We start from the raw sequence: 24,790 nt of genomic DNA on the forward strand, positions 1-24,790 counted from the left end.
CCTCAAGCCCCATGTCTTGGGATACTTCAACATCAGTACCGATCCGGCCTTTACCGAAAAGGTCCGCGACATAACTGGGATCTATCTCAATCCCCCTGATGCTGCACTGGTACTATGTATTGACGAAAAGACACAGATCCAGGCGTTGGATAGAACCCAGCCACTGCTTCCCATGAGACCTTTTGTTCCAGAGCGGCAAACACATGACTACAAACGCAACGGCACAACAAATCTCTTTGCAGCACTTGATGTTGCCTCTGGCAAGGTGATCACCAACACCACAAAGGCTCATCGGGCGATCGAGTTCATAGCCTTTTTGGATCAGGTGAAAAAAGAAGTTCCAAAAGAACTCGAAGTCCACGTCATCCTGGACAATTATGCAACGCATAAAACCGATGCTGTACGGGCCTGGCTCATAAAAAAACCCCAGATTCCACTTCCATTTTACACCCACCTACTCCTCGTGGATGAACCTGGTTGAGAGATGGTTCTCGGAACTGACTACCAAAATGCTCCACACATCCACCCATAAGTCACAAAAGCAACTCGTTGCTTCGATCAACACCTGGGCAGAGCGCTGGAACCAAGACCCAACACCATTTAGGTGGGTAAAGACAGCTGACGAGATATTCGCATCGATGGCAAAGTATCTGGGGAACTAGAACTCAGGGAACTTATGAGAGGGGACACTAGAAGGTCCCTTAATTAATGCCTAAATGGCTCGTTTTCTGATATTTATTTGTCCATAGTCCTCCCGCTGTTGGATTAGAAAGTTGTCTTTCGCTTTTCTGAGGATTACGGACAACTCTAAGCCAGGAATAGCACAATGGGTAGCTGATTCCAATACGTAGTCGGGTAGGCACGACCCATAGCTGAGCCGTGCCCCCCTTTCTTATGTGGCTAATAATTAGCATCAGCGGTTGTTGGGGGAGGAAGCTCCGAAAGTTCGTACAGGATACTGCGGATGGGGTGGAATTGGCCGATCATCCATCCAAGTTCCATCTGATTTGCTTCATCGAAAGTTTTCTAAAAAATAGCTTTCAATGAGATAAGACCGGTCAGATACTAATGCTCTAGGCAAACAAAGACGCTACGTCTGAACCACCACGAAAAGGGCTGGATCCTATCGGGTTCAGCTAGAGGTGATTTCGAGGCGGTGAATGCTTACCTTAGCTATATCGATCTAGAGAGAAAAAGGTTTCCTTGGCAAGGGCATGGCGATGATAGTTCGCCCAGCCCCGGATTACCGGGTTCAGTTGTCGTATGAGACTTTCCTGCTTAGCCGTCTTGTTAGAGGAGATGATCTGGCATATTTTAGATTTAACCGCAGCCATGTTGTCCTTAGAGGGCCTTTGCAGAAGCTTTCCCTTGTACTTTCGGAAGTTCCAACCCAGGAAGTCAAAGCCATCAGCAATATTGGTGATATTGGTCTTTTCCGGTGAGGCCATGAGACCACGCTCCGCCATAAAAGCTTCTATCACAGGTTTCACCTGGTATTCCAACAGCTCTTTAGAGATGCCGGTGACGATAAAATCATCCGCGAATCTTACCATGTTGACCTTGCGACCTCGAAATTGCTGCTTGAGCAGTGTTTCAAGACCATCTAGTGTCAAATTTGCCAATACTGCTGAAACTGGGCTCTCTTTCGGTGTCCCGAGGTCACTCAGAAAGAGCCTTCCTCTTTCTTGAGTATCCAGCCTTTGGCCACTTGGTCAGAATCGCTTTGTCCATAGGGATATTGGCGATTAGCCAGTCGTGGCTGATATTGTCAAAGAAGCCTTTGATGTCGCCCTCAAGTATCCACTGTGCCCGGTTGCAGTTCGCCAGCACGATAAAGCACTGTCCGGCCGCATCTTGCCTTGAGCGGGCGGTACGAAATCCGCAGCAGTTCGGATCCTCCAATGTCTCTGCGATGGGATCGAGTGCCAGCTTATATAAAGCTTGGAATGCTCGATCACCCATTAGGGGAATTCCCAAGGGTCTCTTCTTTGGGGTTTTTCTTGGCTATGTAGATGCGTCGAAGGGCCAAAGGCTGATAGCCCCGCTGCGTCACCTGTGTTATGGCATCTGTCTTTGATTTGGGTGTTGACCAGATTTGAGGTTGCCCATAAATAATGGACACATTGACTACGCCGCCTTGGCGGACTCCAATAATGTTAGTTCATAACCAACTGGTGAGACGTTACCGATCTTCGAGTACCGCCTTTTATGGTTATAAAAGTCCATGTAACTCCTAATCCCAGCCCTCAATTCGGACATACCTTCAAATACGTGCCGGTAGAAGTACTCGTGTTTGAAGATCGACCAGAACGATTCAGCTGTTGCATGGTCGTAGCAAGATCCAGTTTTACCCATTGACCGGATAATGCCATTCTGTTCACAGAGTTCCACGACGCGACGATCGGTGAATTGGCTCCCGCGATCGGTATGGAAAATTGCGCCTTGGATATCGTCTCCCCTGAGGGAGATTGCCTGCTGGAGTGCTTCAATGACAAGGCTTGTCCTCATGTGGCGATCGACAGAATATCCAAGCACCCTGCCGGAGTGCTCATCACGAATAGCACAAAGGTAGGCAAATCCCTCTCCAACTCGCAAGTAAGTGATATCCGAGGTAAGAACGGCATTTAGATATCCCTTGTCGAAGTCACGTTCGACGAGGTCACTGGGATAACAAGCCTTTGGATCAGCGGTAGTGGTTTTGACCTTGAATGATCTGGGGGATATACCCTCTATTCCAAGATCTCTCATCCGAGTTGCAACGCTGTTTTTACTGATTACCTCCCCGCGATCGTGAAGCTCAGCGGTGATTCTTGGAGCGCCATAAGTTCCATTAGATTCCCTGTGAATGGAGAGTATCTTTGCCTCAAGGTCATTTCTAGCCACCTTGGCATCGGCTGGGTTCTCTAACCGATGTAGCCAGGCATAGTAGCCAGATCGAGACACTTCAAGTAGTCGCGCCATTCGTGCTATCTCAAAGTTAGCGCACTCCGCTTCCATCAGGGCAAATCTTTCTTGTTTGCTTGCTTGGCTGCGAAGTACGCGGCTGCTTTTCCCAGGAACTCATTATCTTTTTTGAGCTCTGCCATCTCACGACGAAGCTTTATGAGTTCTCTTCTTTCATCAGCGCTCAGTGGTCCTTCATTGACACTAGAAGCTGCCTCTAGACGTATTCGTTCATCTTTTACCCACCTATATAGAGCCTCTTGGGAAATAGATAGCTCACTAGCTACCTCTGGAATGAACGTGGCGGAATCTATAACTCGATGAGCAGCTTCAGTCTTGAACTCAAGGGTGAATTTACGCCTTGTTGCTCCCATGATGACATCCTTTCTACCAACAATCTATGTTGGCTTAACAGGTGTCCACTAAATCTGGGGAACCTCACCATCGCTCCTACCAGAGGCAATGAGCAAACTCGTTCCGTAGGATTTTATTCTCAAGGATTCACAACATTGACCCTAAGCCACTGCGCCTTTTTGACTCGCTTGACACGGGACATATTCCGGTTGGCTTTGATTGTGATAAACCCATCCTGAACCACTGACTGGTTATGCGAACTCTCAGAAAACCAGACCACTGCTACCAATCGAACCTGGTTGATCACCGAAGACAGGTGGCGAGCAAGGAACTTGCATTCAGCTCTTCTTTAAGCGCTTTCATACTTCACGCACCTTCGCCAAAAAAATAACTTCGAAACCAGCCCAAAGAGATACCGGCGATTCCGTTGAACCGCTTGGCGGTCGAACCTAGATATCAGAGACAACAGCTATTTCCCATGCGTGCAAAGGATGAGAATGCGAAGGTCTTCTATGTCCACTATGGCTTTGTGGAATCTCCACTGCATCCACTGACAATGTTGAAGTTACTACCTCTAGATATCACGAAGTAGTTCCCAAAAATGACTCCCTAATCTTGGAGGATCAATATGGTATGAAAACTACGGAAATAGGATTGCGCTGAATCACTAAAGAAGTGAATTGCCCTCTCCTTCGAACTTCTGGTCCAAATAGATCCGCAGTTCCTTGGATCGGCGAAGAAGCGATAGCCTATTTTGGCCGCCTGATTAGGAGTTACCATAAAAGAGCCCTCTTTATTATCATTTATCCACCACACGATTATTTGAAATGCGCCCAATCGATATGGCATTCCAGGAGTATGGATCAGTTCGTACCTCAGCAGATGCAACTTGCAAATGGGTCCGCTCTAAAGTTCTTTGAATATGATTGGCGACTGACTTGGTTGCAACTAAATGCCATCAAGCTATCTCCTAAGGCGACAAGTGCCAACCAATCATTGTGCCAACATTTGAACCCAACCAGAATCTTTGATAGCGCCACTGGGCAAGACCCACAAAATACGACCCACATATCCTTAGTTACAATAATTGACACTCCTAGGCCTTGACAAGGGGCCAAGGATGGGCTATTATGGGACGGAAACTATGATTTCAAAGCGAATAATCTAATTTTAAATCTCCTGAGGGCTCTTGGTCAATCTTGGATATCCTGCCTGCAACACTAGAACAGAAGGTGACGATATAGCTTCTAGATCCTATCGACGAACAAGCTCTAGTTTCTCGTGGTCGCTGCTGGCACTGACCCTCGCAGCACTGATATTGGGTGCATGTGGAAATAGCACCACAACTGGCACCACCCCCAAGCAAACAACCAATTCTTCTGCAACAGTCACACTTGCAAACGTTAAAAAGACACCAACCAACCCATCTTTGGTAGCCACTACTTTGCCTGAGGCGGGGTGTTCCTTTGGAGGAATCAGGCAATCGATGAGTGGAGCAATCTCGGGCTGCTATCGAATCCCAAACCTCAGACCAGGGACATATTGGTTAAGTGTCGATCAAGGCATCAACCAAAGAGGAGCCAATGCGACAATTCAAGGCTTTCCAACTACTAACGCGCAAGGCAATTCTGGACCCCATGTTTTGCTCTCACTCGCTCCTTCAAATGGACCGCCTGGATCCGTCATTACCATTCATGGACAAGTCAGTGGAAACCTATCTCCACTCCCCTCTTATGCAAATTTTTGCTGGGCTGGCTGCGAAGTGGGCCTTCAATATGACGGAGTTCCCCTTTCTTGGAGCGGAACACACAACTTTGTGGCAAGCCTTACCCTTCCCTCAGGACCTTGGATAGCGCGAAATAACGACCTCCCTGCATATCCTAAGATTGGAAGTTACGAAGTCTCAGTGCAATGTTTAGTCTCATTTAGAGGGTGCGGACTCGGATCGTCTGAAGGTAAGACCAATTTTTCGATAACCAGCAACCCACCAAGCTCCAAGCAAATTTTGAAGCTGAGTGCAAAAGGCGTTTATCCAGGTCAAGTGGTAAAAATTGCAGGATCCGTTCCCCTGGTCAATATCATAGGATCCAACCAGTCATTCGTCTATCAATTCAACATGACCCCAAAGGCAATCTCAACCTACCATTTGATTAAATACAAGAAAAGTGGAAACCAAGCCGCCTTCGTTGACCTTGGCGCAATAAAAGTTAAAGTAGATGCAGCGGCATTCCTGAGTAGCTATCCACTCAAATCGCCAACAAACCCGCAGTTGGGGGGATTATTGGCGATTGCGATAAACCAATCATTGCCCGGTGTGGTGTTAGGTTGCACTCAAAGTGGCATCACCGAATTGAACCATGGAACTCGATCAAACATACCAGTATCGACGCTCGGAAGCCTGCTAGGGTCTCCTTCGTTTGGTCCTCACGTCTGTAGTACCGTGGTCGATTACAAGACTTCATCGGGCCAGCTTCTCGTAGCGGCTGGGTTTAGCAGCCAAAATAGTTCGTCGGCCGGTCCCCCGTTTATGCTTGTGCCAGTTATTACCTCTAACCTAGGAAAGAGCTGGAGTCAAATTCCAACGCCATCCGGCTTGGCGCCTTCCAGCTTTGATGGATTTGCTCAAAACACAAATGGAATCTCGGTATTCTTTAACACAGCTTCCAACAATCTGGCAGTTGAGACTACCACCAACGCCAAGGACTGGATTACGGGTTCCCTAAAGTGCACACAAAGCGGAGGTTGCGTCCGCTTTGGTGGAGTTACATATGGAAATTGCGCCATGAACGGGAGCTCCCAATCACTCCTATTCTCGAAGTCCTCAACTGCTACGCTAAAACAGATACCGTGGCCTAGCTCTGTCAATGCATGCTTTGAATCCGAACTTTTCAAATCGGGCTCAAACCGGTATCTCCTTTCTGGCTCTTCATCCTATTCTTTGCGCATCTCTAGTAATGGAGGTGCCAATTGGGAGGTGGTCAGTGGAGTTCCAAGCCTGCCAGGCTTACCGCCTTACGTCTCCTCTAATAGCCCTGAAACTATCCTTCCGAATGGATCATTGATTGAATATTCGCCGAATAACGCACTTTATCTGTTGAGCCGACAGCTCAAATGGTGCAAGGTAGGAACGCAAAGTACCTTGAAAAATGTAGGTCCATACCTGGTTCCGGGGCGAAAAAACGTCTATTTTGAGCAATATCTCAAAAGTGGCACAACTCTAGGCTTTCTGAGCGACAGTAAAATTCACTGCAGCAGGTGATTATTGCCTTATGGAACTAGGGCTACCACAAGGGGTTACTTGGCCAAAATATCCAGGGAATACTCCTTTTTCGGTATTGGGTTCAGGCCACGGCGACTGCTACTACACAAAGTACCCATACAAGTATTAAAGATTCCATCACGGTAACCCAATCCGAAAGTTATCTCGAAAATAGTGAAGGTAAACCCCAGGTAAGACTATCTTGACTGGTGGCCGCAATAACTATTGCCGAACGCCAGAGGATCTAATCTTGATATCGACACAACATGATTTTGGGGATCTAAGCTGGCGAGACTGAACATTCCTTACCACTCGGCACTTGCTTTGGTCAGACACATTTAAAATCACATCGCGATAGATGACCATAGAAAAAAATACAAATAAAAGACGACTTGGCAAGCAAGTGAATCGACAGGTCGCGTCTCGCGCTAGCATTTCGCTGGTTTTGCGATAGCCCTCAGTCGCCAACTTTGGCGCGTTGGCGACACTAGGCCAGTAAATTTACCACCGCAAAAAAGTTGATTTAAGTGTTAGCGTCATCGTTAACTAATTCAAAGCTGAATATCTCAAAGCTCAATGAGATGCGGGAACCGCACCTAGCAGCTGTGCCGACCCAAAGGGTCTCTGCCGTGATAATCGTACTAGAGGCAAAGCAAACGACCACCCCAACAGATGATCTTCGATATAGACATTTAAAACACCTTAGGCGACAAGTCGGCCCACGAGAAACTATATGGTGACCTCCTCCAGAGCCAGAGAAATCTGACGTTACGTTAAGAGTCAAGGCTTTAGTGACAAGGCTCGCCGACCCAAAAGCCCATTCAAGATCGAAAGTTCCGCACAAGGATGATATCCGACTTAGACAGTTGCCTCTTTTGAAAAGATTATCGCTTATCAGATGATAACCGCATTCAATCCATCGATAAGGAAAACTTTCGCTGTCAAACCACAGATAACTATGGACGCTATTTCGTTGACACTTCGTCCGCGTGAGTCGGCACTTGGGTTGCCATAAGAGATAGCGCTACTCAAAATTATCTCGATTACCTCTCGTCGAAGAACAATTTCATCTGCGTTAGTTCAATCAATCGCGCCGGTGGCGGGTCCCCATTTAATGGTCCAAAATTATTGTGATTTTTGGATCGGGCTGTTTTTAGGGGTTCGCGACTCTAAGGAAAATTCATAGAGCTTTTTGTTAATTAGTAGTAGTAGTAGCTGGTTGTTGAGCCTGTGGTCGAGATCTGGCACCTGTGTGTAAACGCGAAGCGTTTTCCACATGTGTTAGATTATTTGCCAAAAATGAGCAATGTTAGGTCTGATGCATCATTCAGCATGGTTCGTGATTAGTTCCCACCTGGGAAACCAGTTTTGAGCAGTTCTATAGGAGTTTGTCCATCGCGCACCAAAGCGCTGGTGGGAATGGATATATAACACCTGTAGTCAGTTAGATGCAATAATGATGCATCTAATAAGTTGGGTCGTAGTACATAATATTGTATCTGATGCCACAACAAGGAGGAGCACGAATGAGACGACCGTCTGGTTCGGCTGCGTTGGTTTTGGTGGGTGCTGGAACGCCACTGCGCGTAGAGCCGATGTTATTTGATGCAATGTTGTAGGGATGGCGATGTCAGCATATGGCGCGTCGGCTATCTCCTTCTATGATCCGAAGTCGTGAACGAGTGGTAAGGCGATTCGGTGATTACTGCGAAACCTAGGAGTCTCTAGGATCTTTCTAGCATATCCCTAACTTATATTTCAACAATATGATTGTTAAGTTCGCCACTGCCAGATTAAAAAGCACACCGCCCCAGCGGGCTTCAATCTAAGGCTGCATCGAGAAGATGCTACTAACGGTAACGAAATTCGCTTCATCATTAACAGAAATCTTATGCTCTAGCAGAAATGAAACCATATTAGTAGCTGCCCTTCAAAGCGATAGAGGCCATAGACCATGTGCGGTTTCGCTGAGCCATAGACGGTTACCAATCCTGGAAATCAAGGCCAAGCTGTCACATTACGTCGATTCTGTTGCTCGTATTTAGATATTCCGCCAGGCGAAATCGAATGAATTAGAATTATACACAAATATAAAATTGCTCTAGTGGTAAATATCCTGGACTTTTAGCGGATCCTATTTTAGGATTTGCTAAAGTCCTTTCCTAAAAGATCTAATACCCATGCTGGAGAACGAAATATTGAGCGTTCTTGAAGCAAGGGTGCGGGGTGCAGATCCTTCAAATAGATGGTGTGTAATGGGGCACGCCATAATGTATCAAGGAAGGCTAACTCCTTTGGACACAAATGAAGATATTGTTCCCGGTAAATTGTCTGGAACAGAGGTAGAACCTAGACCAATGGCTCCGGCCGGCCGCCAGCATCGGTTGGCCTCTGGGTCATTGGGCGTAGTTGATATTTCGGCTGCAACAATGGCAAATATTGGGCCGGCGATGAGTTTCTATTTCGGCTTTGGATTCCTAGCGGTTACCGCAGGTGTAGCATCACCGCTCACCATAGTTGCCGCTGGTATAGCCATCGCATTTCTAGCCAATACCCTTTCGGAGTTCTCTAAAGCTCAACCATCTGCTGGAGGTTTTATAACTTTCGTCGGAAAGACATTTGGACCAACTAGTGCAGTTACCACTGCTATTTTGGCTGGTGTTGGCTACATAGTAGCCATGGCCTCGGTAATTGCAGTCTCGGGAGGGTTTCTATCTATCATCCTCAACCACTACTTAAAGTGGAACGTACCTTGGGGCATCCTAACGGTAATCCTTACCATACTTGCCGTGATCTTGATGATTAGAGGTGTCTCGGTTTCGACCAAAGTCGCTGGATTCTTCTTCGCCTTCGAAATAACAGTTCTCATAATCGTGGCAGTGGTAGCGATCATCCAAAACGGTGGCCACCTTTCGCTAACTCCGTTTGAACCAAGCCATATAACAAATGGGATGTCTGGCCTTGCGGCTGGATTTCCGCTAGCAATCTATCTTTTTATCGGTTGGGAAAATTCCGCAGCCCTTGCTGAGGAGACAAACAACCCGAGGAAGAATGTCCCTAAAGCCGTATTTACTTCGGTCGCAATTATGTCTATTAGCTATATCGTCTTTGCGTATGCAACCGTGACAGGCTTCAACTACAACGTTACCAAGCTAGGAAATGCTGCGATACCTTTTATCACTGTCGCAAATGGGACAATAGGAATTCTGGCATTTCTTGCATACCTAGCTGGTATGACTTCTACCCTCGGTGCGCTGGTGGCAGGGACAAACTCTCAAGCCAGGCTCATCTTCTCAGCGGGCAGAGAGGGACTTTTGCCTTCAATAATTGGAAAGGTGCATCAAGAGCGGCGTACTCCAATGAACGCCATTTTGACCTTTATAGGTATCTCGGTCCTACTGATCGGCGGATGGGCGATCGCGCATTTGTTGGGTTCAGGGACGATGGACCCAATCAACTTCTTCGCGGAGTCATCCACAATGGGAACGATTCTGGTACTAATTGTCTACCTTTTGGCCAACCTAGCTCTGCCCTTTTATTACAAGAAATACCGACCGGCAGACTTTAGGGTTGTCCGTCACGGTGTCTTGCCGATCTTAGGTGCTTTATCAATAGTGGTACCTCTTTACTACCTTGCTAAGCCTGGACAACCAACTCCCTATAACTGGTATCCCTACATCGCACTCGCAATCGTTGTTTTAGCTGTCATCTATGCCGCTATTCTTTCAAAGCGAAACCCTGGGCTTGGCGACAGAGTCGGATCAATCGTTGCCGACGAATAGAAACTGACGATTTTTCACCGGATGGGCTCAATGGGCCAATGCCATGCTCGCTTGAGCCCATCCTCCCCCCCCTTTTTTTTTTACTTTTCAAACCCTAAAAATGGCGAATCTAACTGCCAAATATTGACTTCAAGGGCACCGTTTCGCCAACTATAGATAGAGCTAGTGTCCCCTCTCATAATTTCCCTGAAACTGAGGAATTAATCCCTTCTAAGGTTGTTCTCCTTGGTAAGGACATAACCTTGCAAGGGAGAACGATGCAAAGTCACACCGTTTCAGAGGAGCCAAACATTGATGCCAACCAGAGCAAGCCGCCCAAGAAGAGATCTGGACGACAAGCTTCGGTGGTTCCGCTCAGTCCCAAAGAACGTAGCGAATTAGAAGCAGTGGTAAGAAAGTCCACAGCTCCCATAGGACAGGTGGCAAGGGCCAGCATTGCCCTATGGAGTAACGAAGGGGTTGGACACCAACGAGATCGCGCAAAGACTTCAGATATCTACAGAGACGGTATGCAAATGGAAGCGGCGTTTTATCAACTACGGAGTGGAACTTCTCGATGACGCACCGAGAAGTGGAAAACCGAGAAGCATTGATGACGAAAAGATCGCCGAGATTCTAAGGATCACTTTGGAAGAAGAGCCCCCGCTTGCTACCCAGTGGTCGACGTCTTCAATGTCCAAGCGGATCGGGGTATCACCAGCGAGCATCTCACGTATCTGGAGAACCTTTGGCCTCAAGCCCCATGTCTTGGGATACTTCAACATCAGTACCGATCCGGCCTTTACCGAAAAGTCCGCGACATAACTGGGATCTATCTCAATCCCCCTGATGCTGCACTGGTACTATGTATTGACGAAAAGACACAGATCCAGGCGTTGGATAGAACCCAGCCACTGCTTCCCATGAGACCTTTTGTTCCAGAGCGGCAAACACATGACTACAAACGCAACGGCACAACAAATCTCTTTGCAGCACTTGATGTTGCCTCTGGCAAGGTGATCACCAACACCACAAAGGCTCATCGGGCGATCGAGTTCATAGCCTTTTTGGATCAGGTGAAAAAAGAAGTTCCAAAAGAACTCGAAGTCCATATCATCCTGGACAATTATGCAACGCATAAAACCGATGCTGTACGGGCCTGGCTCATAAAAAACCCCAGATTCCACTTCCATTTTACACCCACCTACTCCTCGTGGATGAACCTGGTTGAGAGATGGTTCTCGGAACTGACTACCAAAATGCTCCACACATCCACCCATAAGTCAAAAAAGCAACTCGTTGCTTCGATCAACACCTGGGCAGAGCGCTGGAACCAAGACCCAACACCATTTAGGTGGGTAAAGACAGCTGACGAGATATTCGCATCGATGGCAAAGTATCTGGGGAACTAGAACTCAGGGAACTTATGAGAGGGGACACTAGCTGGGAGGTATCAATTGCACCCGTGGTCATTCTTCAAGAGAAAAGACGCTTATACGGGCTCGCTAGGCAGGCCAAGGAAAAACCATTGAATCTATGGATAAGTGCCAAATGACAACACAAGATTAAATAGCACCTGGTTTAGAATTCACTTGAAAGACCGGCACTTGTAGACCCAAGGAAAAAACCAGTTTCACAAGGACGGCGATAAGGGTCTGTCGTTAATAGTAAAGTTGAATCGCGACAGATCCATATCCGTCAATCTTCTTTATTCCAGCGCACAATTCTATCTTCCAATTTATCTAAGTCAAAGGAGAATTTGATTCGATGGCAGGACTGATAACCTCTAAAAAATATTTGGATGTATCCTTTTGCCAACTTCGACCTAGAGGACTGATTCTGTAGGAACAATTGCTCGAAGTAGCAGCACAAAGGGATCGTATCATCGCATGCCACAGCGAAGTTTGGATAGACTCCATTTGTTAGGCGCAAAATTTACGATCACCGCTACAAAGCACTTTTCCCATGAGAGCTGCAATCGGAATGGTTCGCGGTTGCTCCAAATAACAACTCAAAGTTTTACGGCGACGTTTTGATAGTACTTTCGATGCATAAAAATTGCAACGGAAATGGGAGCTAGGATCAACAAGGCCAAGGCAAAAAGAGCTATAGCGGAACTAACTATTCCTGTTGTGATGCAATGGACTACAACAGGTCCTTGATGGCTAGGACCAACCAACCCTGTGGAGCAACTCGATGATCCAGAAGGCATCCCCAAAAGGGTAACGGCAGGCAGTAGCCCTCCGGGCACTATTAGAGTCGCAATCAATTTTTGGGCAGTAGTCCATCCTTGATCCATCCAAAGTCTCCAGATGCCAACGAACCATCCAATTCCAAAGACAAATGCGCCAAATAGGATCCACATAAGCGTCGCCGTGGGAGAGACATATCTCCTTTGGCGAGATTCCATTGGATTGCTATCATCTCGATTCATTGACCTTGGATTCATGATGGCTCCAACAACATAATCATTAGCATTGTCTGCACACTTCCTAAACTTGAGATAATGGGGTCTTGTTAGTTGCAGTTAGCAAAACCTAGACCTCTATTCACTTGACAGCCAGGGCCCTTGACTCTTGAGACTATCTGAAAATCTACTTTAACTCGGAGTCCAACTTTGACTAATCGACAAATTACAGTTCTTGGATGCGTCTTTGGGCGGCTGATAGGCCCTCGTAACCAAAGGTTAAAGCATTCCATTTATTCCAAAGAATATACCCATGGACGATTCGGCCGCAATAGCGACTCCCAATAGTTGAAAAAAGGGGCACATGTAAAAGCGATGTGTAGAACATCATGAATAGAGATGGCCACATGTATACATTCTTCGTGGCCGCTAGCTTGGTATTCTCAACGGCCTTTGGCATCGCGAAGGAACTAAACACCTACCAACCGGACCGCTTTGGTTCTTTGATCAAAAGACAACCGCCATAGAAAAGCTAACTTTGAAGTAAAAATCTACGATTCTTGCCTAGTGGCACTCCGACACTATCAAAATGCCCATAGGTGCCGAATTGGTTACACTTGAATGGAACTGAGAGATTTTTAGCCCAAAGGAAAGAGGAGCGATTTCGTCCCGTAATGGTCTAGGGCTAAATCCGCTAATGTCAGATCGTCTAGTTCTGCGTCGTATCCTTGCCCGCGGCCGGCTTTGCAACGTCAATATGCACCCTGGGAAGGCTGCCAGGGTTGTTATCCATTAGATAGGTGATCAAGTGCTCGCGTACGTCACAGCGTAGATTCCATGAATTTCCCGAAGTTGATGATGAAACTAAAGCTCTAATTTGAATAGCTAGTTCAGTTGAATTGACAACCTGCAAGGTCACTACTCTCTTATCCCATAGAGGATGGCTAGATACGTAGTCGATCAATTCCTTACGCAATTCAGGGATAGAGACCGAGTAATCAACGAAGATCAAAACAGCGCCGAGGAGCTGGGAAGTATCTCTCGTCCAGTTCTCAAAGGGAGTATTTACAAAATATGAGACAGGCAATACCAGCCTGCGTTCGTCCCAAATCTTTACCACCACATATGTCAACGTGATAGCCTCTATCGTGCCCCACTCGTTTTGGACTACAACGACGTCGCCAATCCGCAGTGCACCCGAAAATGCGATTTGAATCCCGGCAATCATATTACCTAGCGTTGACTGACCAGCGATTCCAGCAACGATACTCAAAACGCCAGCTGAAGCCAAGACCGTAGTCCCAAACGTCCTAATCGCTGGCAAGGTGGTGAGCGATACCAGGATGCCGATGATGATTATCGTGATCGATATCACCCGATGGATCAGGCTTACTTGGGTAACTGTGCGTCTCGCGTCTCTGTTGTCGACCACCGTAATATCAAATCTCTCCACCACCATGGTGGATACGACGGCCAATATGTTTACAATAATCCAGACAATTGTAAGAATTACCGCTATTTGAGCAGCGTAGTTAAGGCCAAGTCGCCATCGAAAAGGGGCGAATCTAATCGACTCAGTGCCAGAGAGCGCAAAGGAAAAGGCGATAACAGACTTTCGGGTGCTATTTATAACCATAACAAAGTGTTTGGAATGTCTTCGTTTGGATAGTCTTGAGAGAACTCCATAGACGACAACCACCAAGACAACAGAGCCCACCATCGCAATTAGTGCTCTGAGCCAGTTGCTAGAGAGAACGTTGTTAGTAAAAGACGCAAAGATTTGAATGGCGGTCATTGTCTTAGATCCTATCGGGAATACCAAAGAGTAAACGAAGAGTGACGAGATCTCTGAGCGTGCTAAAGCCATCTATCTATCGGTTTGAACCTAGCGCCAACAAAAAAGGATTCTTATTGGCGCGATAAATATCGAGACCCAACCTGTTGCTTTGAGGTAGGCAAAACGCAACAACCAACCAAACCCCAACCCTAGGTGTCAATGAGCCAGAGAGACCGGCTAGGTAAGCCCTATGGAATGCATGGCAGGTCGATATGGTACATTCCGACCGAGGAGTAGGCTCGGTCCATGCATTCAATCCTGCCCTTGAGGGCGCAGATGGCGTCTCACTCGAGTTGACTTTGGCTTGATCTTGGATCATCAAAGTGTGCGATACGGCTTATAGGAACTATCCTTCCTAAGCCTGCACCATCGGTAGTGGATTCAAGGAGGACTAACCATCGCAAAACTCGCTTCTTCATCATTGGTTTGGCTAGTTCTTCAAAATCAAATGGAGCTGCGAGCCAACTCCTCAAAAGGCAATCTTTAATTATTTTGGAATAGCTCAACTTCAAAGAGGGTTCCTCAAACGTGGCAAACGCGAGTGATCATGATCAGCTAAATATTTCATTCGATAGATATGTCGTGCCAGAAATCGAAGTACTAACGCGCGTCGCATTATCCATTACTCGAAATCACAGCGACGCAAGCGACCTTGTCCAAGAGACTTTGTTAAATGCCTACAAGGGCCTTGGCAACTTTGATGGCTTATACCCTCGCGCTTGGCTCTTTACTATTATGCGAAATACTCAAATTAAGCGTTACCGCAAGCGACGGCCTTCGCTTATCACAAAAGAGGAGCTTGAGGCATTTGAGAATTCGAAGAATTCCTCCCATTCCGGGGGCTCCGCCGAGGATGCATTTCTCGCGAGCCAATTTGGAGAGGAAGTTCTAACCGGCCTAAACGCTTTGGTGCCAGCTCAACGCCTCGTCATTGAACTTATAGATGTGGTTGGCCTATCTTACGGAGAAGCCGCGGAAGCCCTTGGCATTCCGCAAGGGACGGTAATGAGCCGCCTACACAGAGGTCGATCGTCAATTCGCCAACACCTTAGCGATGCTGGCCTTGCACCAAAGAGAGGGTTGCGATGAATCCATTTATCGAAACCGCAAAGCGGATCGAATGTATGCACAACATACGAAGACTGCAGCAATATTTAGATGGAACTTTGCCTGAACCATCCCGCCGAAAGACAAAGGCTCATCTAGAGGTTTGTCGTCGTTGTGGCCTTGAGGCGACCGTCTACAGCGACATAAAAAAAGCTTTGAGACAAAGCGCTCCTGAAATAGATTCAGTACTGCTCAACGAATTGAAACTACGCGGTGAGCAACTACGTAACCAACCATGAAGACCAAGAACCACTAGACAGCCTTGTCTTGGCAGGCACTTTAGTCTCTTTCGAAAGAGCAAAGGGTCAAGGTTCGAAATAGTTTAGCGCTTGTTTGCAACCACGAGCTTGGTTACAAACCATCCTGAGACATCTTCGCTATGGCCATTATGGCGAAAGTGAAACTTCAAGGTCATCGCAAACGATGCCAACCTTGAAATGGGTTGTCATCAAAGAAACCAACAATGCAACCGACGTAAAAGAACTACTTATCGCTCAAAAACTATTGGATCGACAAAGAATCAGGCGCCAAACGTCACATTCGTGATAGAGAGTTCATTGTTAGATATCGATTCAGTTACCGAAACTAGCCGATGATTCAGTCCCCCCGAGAGGGTTACGCCCGTCGCAGTTGTACCATCGATGTCTTCTGTAATTGAGAGCGCCGAGGTAGACGACAAGTTCACCCCAGATAACGAAGTTGGATAGGTAACTGAAGGCGCGAGCGATCGCCACCAACTTTGAGAAGAGGCCTCCAATGCGTGAATGACACCAAACCACCCCTGTAACGCTGTTGCCTCAATCACAAGGGGCGCATTCGACTGCTCAAAGTAGCTTGATGGGGTTCCGCTAAATTGCATCTCACCCATCATCTGAGTGTTATTTCCGAGAATGAGTAACGCAGGGTTAAGACCTTGGGGAATGGCAAAGCCAATCTTTACAGTTGGTAGAGATGGAACAGTTGAGCTGGTATCAATGGAGCCTTGAGGCTTGGTTCCAACGTATCGCGCTGTTACTACGTATCTGTCCGGGGTATACCAAAGGGCATTGGGCGGCCAACAGGTATCGAGAACCACTCCGCCGCCTTTGGGTATCGGTACCGAAGCACCCGGTTTTGTAACCACTGCACCCGTTACAGCGAAGGTATAGGTGGCACAGGGCACGGTGTAGGTAATAGTGTCGCCGGGTTTGAGCTGAGAAAGATGTGAAAAGAAGCTTACATCATGAGCCGCAAATAGGGCTGTCGTCGTGGGTCCCGGCCATGGCGTTAGAGGGTCATGACCAATCGAGATATCCAAAACCGAGTTACCTAGCCCTTGTTGAACGGGAGCAGTTAGCGAGATCTTGGCAACTTGCAGAACACCGGGTCCTGGTGAAGCTATGCAATCCTGTCCCAGCCTTTGACGATATGCGGTTGCAATTAGTTGTTTCGAGGTGTTTTTTAAAAGTGCAGCAGCTCCGCTCGAAGAACGATTATTCCACCACAAGGGATAACCCACACCAATCGCCGCGACGGCTAAAAGGCTAAAACCAATGGATACACGAATCTTACCTCTGGGACGCCTAGGCATCCCATGAAGCGGCTGACGCGAAGGCTTAGGCATCATATGAAGCGGCTGACGAAAGTGCTTGCCCTTTTTTACAAACATATAGTGATCTGTCCTACTTTTTTGCCGCGCAAATTATTCGTTTTAAGTCCTATAGTTAAATCGACCTAACTACCAGCTAGTTTGAATTGAATTTCATCGAATTTTTTACCATTCCCAACTCTGAATCTACCAGCAATTTCAAGCAAGTACAAGACTCCTGTACCACTCTAAGCTAAATCAAGGTTCGAGGCAATGCCCTAAATTACTATTGGCGGCTCACTCTGTATTTGTCGGCGTCTACCCCAAAAAGAAAAAAGTTCCAGGGTTGTTGGTAGCACCTGGTCCGATATCGAATCCAAGTTAGCAATCCACAATAGAACAATCGAATGCATATCTACCTGTTGAGAAGTTAGCAATCCCAACAGGTAGCCAGAGTTGCATCCGAACGGGATGAGCATCTCCGACAAGAATTCCACCCATCTGTCAAGCTTCACGTGGTGACGCTTACCTGGCGCCAATCATATTTCTTATTTGAATCTCTAGATAAGGCGCACTATAGAAGATACTTCAATTAAGCAGAATAAAAGTAGACGAATTGGGCGTCTACCTTTGCTTTCTCGAAGTAGTAGATCGTTGAGGAAAATCTTAAATCCTATCGATAAGTAAGGTAAATTTCATCACGTAACGATGCCTCAAGTCACTAACGATTGGGGGTTCGCCCGAGCTTGTCCTTGGTATGGCGCTTGATTCGCTCATTTTCCAAAGTCTGATAAGCGGGGTATTTACGATCGAGTGGCAACCAAATAGCTCCAGCACCTCCAAGACATCCTCGTAAAGCCAATAGTAACGTTTATGCTAGAGTTGGTTGCTGAATGGTAGTGTCCAAGATGGATCGCCGAAAGAGTCGTCTTGCAAGGTTACAAGGCGCAAAAACCTCTAGTGCATCGCGATAGCTCTGGCCCAACATTCACTACCTTCAGCTTATGAGCGCGGACACAAACCACGCAAGCAAGCTAATGGATCGGTTAGCTAAAGTGAGGTAATCCAATCATTAGCCCTGCCAAAACTCACTATATACAAGATTGAACCGATCACTAGTTGATAGTTTCAACGCCTTCAATCTTGGCTAAACTAGATGGGTCTAGTGAATCAACGAGATGATTGACGCCATAACTAAGTGCGATCATCCCATACGACAGGAGCAATGCTGTCTTTTTTCATCCAAAGTTTTATTGAGCCAAATGGACGGATCGTCTTTTGGTTCGAACAGACCCGATGGTCCGAAACAAGCGCTATCAATACTCAAAGCGCACGGCACCCTTTCTCTTGGTGGCCAACCAAGACCCGATCGGGACTCAGAACAGCAATAGAGGGCTGTTTTAGTGGAGTCGAAATCTTTCTGGCCGAAGATAGCCTGCGACTACCCATTTGCGCAAAAGGAGTCCCAAAACCATCGCCAAATAATTGGATAGAGATACCTTCGGACTTTCCCAAAAAGTCCGGGCTATCGAATTTCTCGATTCCTATCTTGGGAACAATGCCTCTGCTTGGCGCAAATCAGATTCTCACGGTCCTAGACAAGCTTGGCGAGTTGGAAGTTTCTGTCAGTGGTTCAGATGAGACCCTTCGTTTCATGCAGTCACCATCTACCCAAACCCTTGCCATAATCGCTGAATTTGCCCTCTCGTTGGTAAAGCGACAGCAATTTATTCCTTACGCTTCGCCGATAATTGGCAACCCGGGTGCCGCTAACGGTCGATGGAAGAGTATTTTGGGACGCCAAGATGTTCAGTTCGTTCGCCACATTCTCGAAGAGGGAACCGGCGAACTATTCGCAAAAGTCCTATCTACAAGGGATCAAAGTGCAGCGCTACCACCCAAATTGCTTCGTATCGCCATCGACATCATGCTGGATCAAGAGATTCGCGAGGCAATTAGCGATCCGATTTGGTTCTCGTACTACCACGCCACAGGTTCCAAACCACTAGATCACTTCTTGGCCAAACTAGCCGATAATCCACTTTCGCCTATTGTATCTAACTTCACCCTTCAAGGTCGACTCCCCGAGATATTAGATGAGTGGCGAGAACGAGTAAAAGGCGAGCTCGCTCCATTACGACTAGCCCTAAGGATCTCTCCACCTGGATATTACGAAGCCGAAACAAGTGACGAAGACGCCGACCCAACAGAGGACCTATGGGAGGTTGCATTTGGCCTCTCTCAACGTAATGCGCTAGGAACCTTCCTGGATCCAAGCTCGCCGAATGACCTTGAATCGGTTCTCGACGAACTCAAAATCACCCCGGATGAAGCTGAGCTAATCTATCTGAAGTCCCTCACTCGCATTGCCACCTATGATCCTTTGATTGAGCAGGCTGCCCAACTTGGTAAAGGTGGTCGGATCTTAATTCCAAGCAACGATGTAATTACATTCGTGCGCGGAACCGCCGCCATCCTCGCAGAAAAAGAGGGCGTTGCACTCCTGCTACCTCGCACGCTCCGCGATGCGATAAAGCCCAAGGTGCATATTTCTAGCGCGCCTGTAAAGTCCAAGAATCCCAAGATGGGCCTTGAAGCGCTCTTTACCTTCACCGCCAAAGTTAGCATTGGCGAAAGGGAGCTCTCGCGGGAGGAGATAGAGTCGCTGCTAGCAAGTCAAAGTCCGATAGCCAAAGTCGATGACGATTGGTTCTTCGTAGACAGGCGTGGATTGACCCGGGCTCTGTCGTATCTAACACGCCACGAGCAACAATCCAAGCGAACACTCGCATCAATCCTCTCTGAGACAATCGGCGATATAGATGACGATGATCTCATCTCTATCGAGCGACCAGACCCCCAAACACTTATCGATGCTATGGCCAAGGGACGCAAGCGAGCACTGGAGTCTTTCGTAGAACCCAAAGGCTTCACACTCCCCCTTCGAGACTATCAAAGGCGCGGGGTGGATTGGCTAGCTTCCTTAGAGGCAATAGGCCTAGGCGCCTGCTTAGCTGACGATATGGGCCTTGGAAAGACCGCACAGATAATAGCGCTCTTAGCCCAGGAACATCAAGATTTACTATCGGCGGCAACCTTTGAAATTTCAGAGTCCCCATCATCGACATCTTCCTCTGATTCTCCTTCCACAGAGATCACCGAGACTCATGCAACTCTAATAATTGCTCCGGTTTCGGTCGTTGGAAACTGGAAGAGAGAGCTCGCACGCTTTTACCCCGCCCTCTCGGTAATGGTTCATCATGGATCCAATCGGTCAGATGGAGTCGAATTCACCGAGAGTGTAAAAAAACACGACGTCGTCATAACGAGTTACTCCCTATTGGCTAGAGATATCTCAACGCTATCTGCGCTCAAATGGCACCGCGTCGTCGTTGATGAAGCCCAGAATATCAAAAATCCCTCCGCAGCCATGACAGTTGCTGCGAATTCTCTTATCTCTAGCCGCAGGATTGCACTAACAGGCACGCCGGTAGAGAACCACACCGGCGAACTCTGGGCGATTATGAACTTCATAAACCCAGGCCTTCTTGGCTCTAGAACTGGTTTTAGAACTAAGTTTTCGATTCCCATTGAAAGGGAGAACAACCAGACGGTTGCAACCCACCTTGGCAAGGCTATAGCTCCCTTCCTCCTTAGGCGGCTAAAGACAGATAAATCCATTATTGCTGACCTCCCAGACAAGATCGAGATCAAGGAGTACTGCGGCCTCTCTCAAGAACAGGAAGCACTCTATAAGAATGCAGTTTTAAGACTACAAGAGTCGTTGGAATCAGCGAGTCAGATGCAGAGACGCGGAGCGATTCTGGCTTCGATCACCAGGTTGAAGCAGATCTGTAACCACCCGACCCTGGTAAAAGAAGCCACCTCGCTTAGAGGTAATTCGGCCAAAATGCAAAGGCTAGAGGAGCTGCTAGAGGAGATTTTAGAAGGTGATGAAAAGGTAATCATCTTTACTCAATTCACGACATTTGGCAATCTCCTACACGAACACCTCCAAGAACGATTTCGACAAAGAGTCTTATATCTACATGGCGGGTCAACAATGCCACAACGTGATTCGATGGTAAGTGAATTTGCCACCCCAGGCGGGCCATCAATCTTTTTACTTTCTCTAAAAGCAGGTGGTACTGGCTTAAATTTAACAGCGGCCAACCATGTGATTCACTACGATAGATGGTGGAATTCAGCAGTAGAGTCACAGGCCACAGACAGAGCATTCCGAATAGGACAACGTAAAGACGTCGTGGTTAGAAAGTTGATCTGCGAAGGTACTCTCGAGGAGCGAATTGATGCCATAATCGAATCGAAGAAGGCTCTGGCGGATAGTCTGATCTCAACTGGAGAGACCTGGATCACCGAACTAGATGACACCGCGCTAATGGACCTCCTCAGCCTCACTCCATCCGAACAAGATTAGACAAAGAAACAGGTGCAGTTGAATTGGTTTCGTCGCCTTTAAACCTGATATCACAGATCCTCTATTCCAAAAACTTTCATTCCTTGAACCTCGAGGAGCAGATGGCCGTCCTTGCAAATGTGCGTCGAACTCCAGAAGCCCCCTCGAGAAGTAACGCCAAACGAAGTTGGTGGCTCCAGATAATTCTAGATAATCTAGAGCGAAGTTCTGGAAAAGATCGGGCCGCTCGAGGACGATCCTATTGGCGCAAAGGCGCCGTATCCAAGCGATTGACGATCGAAGATGGTGCTGCATTGGGTCATGTACGAGGGTCCAATTCAGAAAGGTACAAGGTCGCCGTCGGAGTAGACGAAAGCTTCTCCGCTCATGCTGAAGTTCTAGCGAACGCAATCGCTAGCGACGCAGCTTGCTACGTAGACTTTCGTGAAGGACGTCTTAATGAGGCGCTAATGGGAATCACATTGAGTGATGGAACTAAACTCTTCCTCGACCATCTCGCCATGGAGGGAGTTTGTAACTGCTATGACTGGGACGCAACCTGCAAACATCAGATTGCTTTGGCAAATGCGATCGCTGACAAGATAGAGAACGATCTCGATCTCGCGCTAACTTTTCTTGGAATCGAGCCAAATGAGCTACACGCTCTTGTTTCGCAGCTGAGAGATGGTGATGAAAGGGACTCTCTTTCTAACGACCCAGACAACATCACAGACACATTTGGTTGGCCAGACTTCCATGATGTAGTTAGATTTACCACTGTGAAAAGGTACGGGAAGAGTCCAATCGCATTGGCTGAACACCTCGGCGAACTTAGCAAAGAAATCCTCGATCCGATAAGCCTCATACCTAAAAATAGAATTAACGGCACCCTCGGCTCCCTCAATTCATTCTTTGACGAGATGTATGAGCTGGTTAAATACCACCTGAACGGAAACGAAGAGCCCGACTTTTAATGACCCCAAACGCGAAAGCTGGATACAACTATCCCCGTTTTATCGATAAAGAGATAGTTATTATCGGCTGTCGATCTAACGCTCTATCCAATAGCCAAGTAGCATAAGGTGAGAATGCGCGTAAAAAAACCAAAGTCTTAAGTCGTCGAACCTATGCGTTAGTCGATAGAGGGTGGGCCCAGTAAAGCCATAAACAAAGCCGGGAAATCTTTGGGTGAGACGGTAAGCGCAAAGAACAAACGTCCCTAGCTCCTAGCAAGAATCAGATAATTAGGCAGTGTTTGTGGAGCATTCAAAGACCACTGACTTTTCGTTTATCTTTGGACCACCTCGCCGGAATCTTTGGACCACCTGATTCTTTATCTGATTAACTTGCTTTGGCGTCTTAAAAAAGCGGACACCAAAGGAGGAATCAACATAAATGGCTTCAAAGAAATGGAAGGTGGATATGAAGGATATCCGTAAATTATTGGCTCTTGTAACCAAGGGTAGTTACAGCAATAGAGAGATAGCAACATCGCTTGGTATATCACACCAAAGCGTAAGTCGACAGCTCGATAGGCTCGCCAAAGCAGGCGTTATTAACCAAGGACCATGAGATTATCCCGAGGTTTTAGTTATCTCGAATCAATTGCCAAAGTCCTGTTCAGGGTCTCAAGAGTAGGCAAACCTTCGGAATAACCAAGTTCGCGTATTTCAACCCAGATACCTGCATCAACAGCATTTCATCGTCTTACCACAGTGGGATCTCTCGAGGGGCATCGCCGTTTACAAACTTTTTTTAGAAGTGCTTGTTTCATCATCTTCAAGTCAACAGCGCCGTAGCTGTCGGTAGCATTGACACATACATGGCCGAGAAAGTCCTTGATGCACGAGAGCGGCATACCTCCTTGGTACAAGTGCACTGCCCGGGTATGACGAAATAGCTTGAATTTCCATATCTTTGGCGCATCTTGTTTGTCGGTTACCCTGGCCTCATCAACATAACGACCTGCCAGGTCAATCAAAAATGAGTCGTAGCCATGGGCAATAAAATAAAAGCGCAGTTCTTCCCAGCCGTAGTTATATTGCCACAGCGTTGACTTGCTGTGGTTAAGGGGAGCAATCGCTTCTCTTCTACGAACGATCAAATCCTCAAGTGAAAGCTGTTTCTCCATCTGGTTCTCCATAGCTCGAACCGGCGTTGTTGTCGGTGTCATAAGTATGGATGATGTTGTGATTTGGGTAAATGCACTTGGGGTTTGATCTTTTGGTTATCCCGAAGATTTGCCTACTCTTGAGACCCTGACCAGGACTTGGGCAATTAATTCGGGATAACTAAAACTTCGGGATAAAAAAGACAAACGACAACCGGAAAAGCAGCAGGTGAGATCCAGGTGATAGCTAGACATCAGGGTCTATATCGCTTAGCCCATCTTTCGCAGATTTCCCGAAAAATCGCCCTAATTGGTCCCTTTTGAGGGGATTTTGGGCGATTTTCGACTTGGGCGATTTATAGATGCCCTGGTAGATGGGTATTAGGTCTTTTTGGGTCGCGAATGTAGTGTCCTAATTTTTGAGTAGTTTTGATTATGACTTGCATTAGCTCTGACATGGTGCTATTGTCTTGTTGTGTTTATCCGTGAAACTCCAACAGTTAATAAAAAGACCGGCGTTAGCTACAGTAAGTACCAACTCGTTGAGTCCTACCGCTGTGAAAAAGGTCCCCGTCAACGTATAGTAATGACCTTGACCGAACTGGACCTGGATAAGTCATTGTGGCCAGCTCTGGCCAATGCTATAGCCCAGAGACTCTCTGGAGTAACCTCACTCTTTGAATCAGATCCTATTATTGCCAGATACGTCGATCTGGCAATCACTAAGTATGCAATTCGTTCCGAAGTTGCAGCCGCTAAAGAAACAAGAACTACTGAGGCTGACCTTGAGATGGTGGATCTCTCTAGTGCTAAGACTATCAATAGTAGAAGTATCGGTCCAGAACTCATAGGAAACTCGTTCTATGAAGCTCTTAGCTTCGATAAGATCCTAGAGAGTGCAGGTCTATCGGGTGAATCCCTTGGTATTGCCAAGGCAACGATAATAGCTCGTCTTATTCATCCTGGATCTGATCGAAAGACCTATTCGTATATCAACTCCAACTCTTCATTACCTGAGATATGTGGTA

Annotated in this window: 18 protein-coding genes and 2 pseudogenes; 11 read left to right on the forward strand and 9 right to left on the reverse strand. The window is 47.1% G+C overall.

What is annotated here, in order from left to right; translation table 11 throughout:
- Together AXFE_RS01965 and AXFE_RS20995 are read left to right on the forward strand one after the other, a co-directional pair.
- Positions 1-481 (forward strand): IS630 family transposase (locus AXFE_RS01965; RefSeq protein ID WP_152625803.1); only part of this gene is annotated, 481 nt, incomplete at its 5' end.
- A complete protein-coding gene (locus tag AXFE_RS20995) occupies positions 468-662 on the forward strand; it encodes a hypothetical protein (RefSeq protein WP_082058400.1) in 195 nt (64 codons plus the stop codon). The genes AXFE_RS01965 and AXFE_RS20995, both read left to right, overlap by 14 nt.
- 507 nt (positions 663-1,169) lie before the next feature.
- On the opposite strand, the gene AXFE_RS21000 is transcribed toward AXFE_RS20995, so the two are convergent.
- Genes AXFE_RS21000 through AXFE_RS01985 form a run of 5 tightly spaced genes read right to left on the reverse strand, consistent with a single transcriptional unit; the run spans position 1,170 to position 3,317 of the window.
- Positions 1,170-1,622: a group II intron maturase-specific domain-containing protein gene (locus AXFE_RS21000; RefSeq protein ID WP_052604220.1), complete on the reverse strand. Its 453-nt coding sequence runs from the start codon at positions 1,620-1,622 to the stop codon at positions 1,170-1,172.
- 37 nt (positions 1,623-1,659) lie between these two features.
- Positions 1,660-1,977, reverse strand: coding sequence for a reverse transcriptase domain-containing protein (locus tag AXFE_RS21005; RefSeq protein WP_052604221.1), 318 nt, complete (start codon positions 1,975-1,977; stop codon positions 1,660-1,662).
- Positions 1,955-2,122 (reverse strand): hypothetical protein, encoded by a 168-nt coding sequence (locus tag AXFE_RS20340; RefSeq protein ID WP_200891162.1) that lies wholly within the window; start codon positions 2,120-2,122, stop codon positions 1,955-1,957. The genes AXFE_RS21005 and AXFE_RS20340 overlap by 23 nt, the downstream gene beginning before the upstream one ends.
- 5 nt (positions 2,123-2,127) lie before the next feature.
- Positions 2,128-2,997, reverse strand: a complete 870-nt coding sequence (locus tag AXFE_RS01980; RefSeq protein WP_052604222.1) for an IS3 family transposase — start codon at positions 2,995-2,997, stop codon at positions 2,128-2,130.
- Positions 2,997-3,317 (reverse strand): transposase, encoded by a 321-nt coding sequence (locus tag AXFE_RS01985; RefSeq protein ID WP_052604224.1) that lies wholly within the window; start codon positions 3,315-3,317, stop codon positions 2,997-2,999. Before AXFE_RS01985 ends, AXFE_RS01980 begins: the two co-directional genes overlap by 1 nt.
- 1,169 nt (positions 3,318-4,486) lie before the next feature.
- Here AXFE_RS01985 and AXFE_RS02000 point away from each other — a divergent pair.
- From AXFE_RS02000 to AXFE_RS02015, 3 genes and pseudogenes are all read left to right on the forward strand, one after another.
- A complete protein-coding gene (locus tag AXFE_RS02000) occupies positions 4,487-6,556 on the forward strand; it encodes a hypothetical protein (protein WP_052604227.1) in 2,070 nt (689 codons plus the stop codon).
- Between the two features lie 2,357 nt (positions 6,557-8,913).
- Positions 8,914-10,338, forward strand: a complete 1,425-nt coding sequence (locus AXFE_RS02010) for an APC family permease (RefSeq protein ID WP_052604238.1) — start codon at positions 8,914-8,916, stop codon at positions 10,336-10,338.
- A 290-nt stretch (positions 10,339-10,628) separates the two neighbouring features.
- A pseudogene (locus tag AXFE_RS02015) lies at positions 10,629-11,729 on the forward strand (IS630 family transposase).
- A 599-nt stretch (positions 11,730-12,328) separates the two neighbouring features.
- Here the strand turns inward: AXFE_RS02015 and AXFE_RS02020 are convergent.
- Together AXFE_RS02020 and AXFE_RS02025 are read right to left on the reverse strand one after the other, a co-directional pair.
- Positions 12,329-12,766: a hypothetical protein gene (locus AXFE_RS02020; RefSeq protein WP_052604229.1), complete on the reverse strand. Its 438-nt coding sequence runs from the start codon at positions 12,764-12,766 to the stop codon at positions 12,329-12,331.
- A 667-nt stretch (positions 12,767-13,433) separates the two neighbouring features.
- Entirely contained in the window at positions 13,434-14,519 is a 1,086-nt protein-coding gene (locus tag AXFE_RS02025; protein WP_160291690.1) for a mechanosensitive ion channel family protein, read from the reverse strand.
- A 570-nt stretch (positions 14,520-15,089) separates the two neighbouring features.
- Between AXFE_RS02025 and AXFE_RS02035 the strand changes: the two genes are divergently transcribed.
- The gene (locus AXFE_RS02035; RefSeq protein WP_052604232.1) at positions 15,090-15,650 is read left to right on the forward strand and encodes a sigma-70 family RNA polymerase sigma factor; all 561 of its coding nucleotides are present in this window, start codon (positions 15,090-15,092) and stop codon (positions 15,648-15,650) included.
- Positions 15,647-15,907 (forward strand): anti-sigma factor family protein, encoded by a 261-nt coding sequence (locus tag AXFE_RS02040; RefSeq protein ID WP_052604233.1) that lies wholly within the window; start codon positions 15,647-15,649, stop codon positions 15,905-15,907. Before AXFE_RS02035 ends, AXFE_RS02040 begins: the two co-directional genes overlap by 4 nt.
- 281 nt (positions 15,908-16,188) lie before the next feature.
- Here the strand turns inward: AXFE_RS02040 and AXFE_RS02045 are convergent, their stop codons facing one another.
- Positions 16,189-17,316, reverse strand: coding sequence for a class D sortase (locus AXFE_RS02045; RefSeq protein ID WP_052604234.1), 1,128 nt, complete (start codon positions 17,314-17,316; stop codon positions 16,189-16,191).
- Positions 17,317-18,460: 1,144 nt separating this feature from the next.
- Here AXFE_RS02045 and AXFE_RS02050 point away from each other — a divergent pair.
- The 3 genes from AXFE_RS02050 to AXFE_RS18190 all read left to right on the forward strand — a co-directional run bounded on the left by AXFE_RS02050 (position 18,461) and on the right by AXFE_RS18190 (position 23,224).
- Positions 18,461-21,673 carry a DEAD/DEAH box helicase gene (locus tag AXFE_RS02050; protein WP_052604235.1) on the forward strand — a complete coding sequence of 1,071 codons (3,213 nt, stop codon included), beginning with the start codon at positions 18,461-18,463 and terminating at the stop codon, positions 21,671-21,673.
- Positions 21,674-21,774: 101 nt separating this feature from the next.
- The gene (locus AXFE_RS02055) at positions 21,775-22,626 is read left to right on the forward strand and encodes a hypothetical protein (RefSeq protein ID WP_152625805.1); all 852 of its coding nucleotides are present in this window, start codon (positions 21,775-21,777) and stop codon (positions 22,624-22,626) included.
- Positions 22,627-23,047: 421 nt separating this feature from the next.
- Positions 23,048-23,224, forward strand: coding sequence for a winged helix-turn-helix domain-containing protein (locus AXFE_RS18190; protein WP_082058401.1), 177 nt, complete (start codon positions 23,048-23,050; stop codon positions 23,222-23,224).
- A gap of 127 nt (positions 23,225-23,351) precedes the next feature.
- Here AXFE_RS18190 and AXFE_RS02060 read toward each other — a convergent pair whose 3' ends face one another.
- Positions 23,352-23,783, reverse strand: coding sequence for a site-specific integrase (locus AXFE_RS02060; RefSeq protein WP_052604237.1), 432 nt, complete (start codon positions 23,781-23,783; stop codon positions 23,352-23,354).
- A 454-nt stretch (positions 23,784-24,237) separates the two neighbouring features.
- Between AXFE_RS02060 and AXFE_RS02065 the strand changes: the two are divergent.
- Positions 24,238-24,790 (forward strand): annotated as a pseudogene (locus AXFE_RS02065) (IS1634 family transposase); the annotation flags it as partial.

It is taken from the genome of Acidithrix ferrooxidans (assembly GCF_000949295.1).
Taxonomy (GTDB): domain Bacteria; phylum Actinomycetota; class Acidimicrobiia; order Acidimicrobiales; family Acidimicrobiaceae; genus Acidithrix; species Acidithrix ferrooxidans.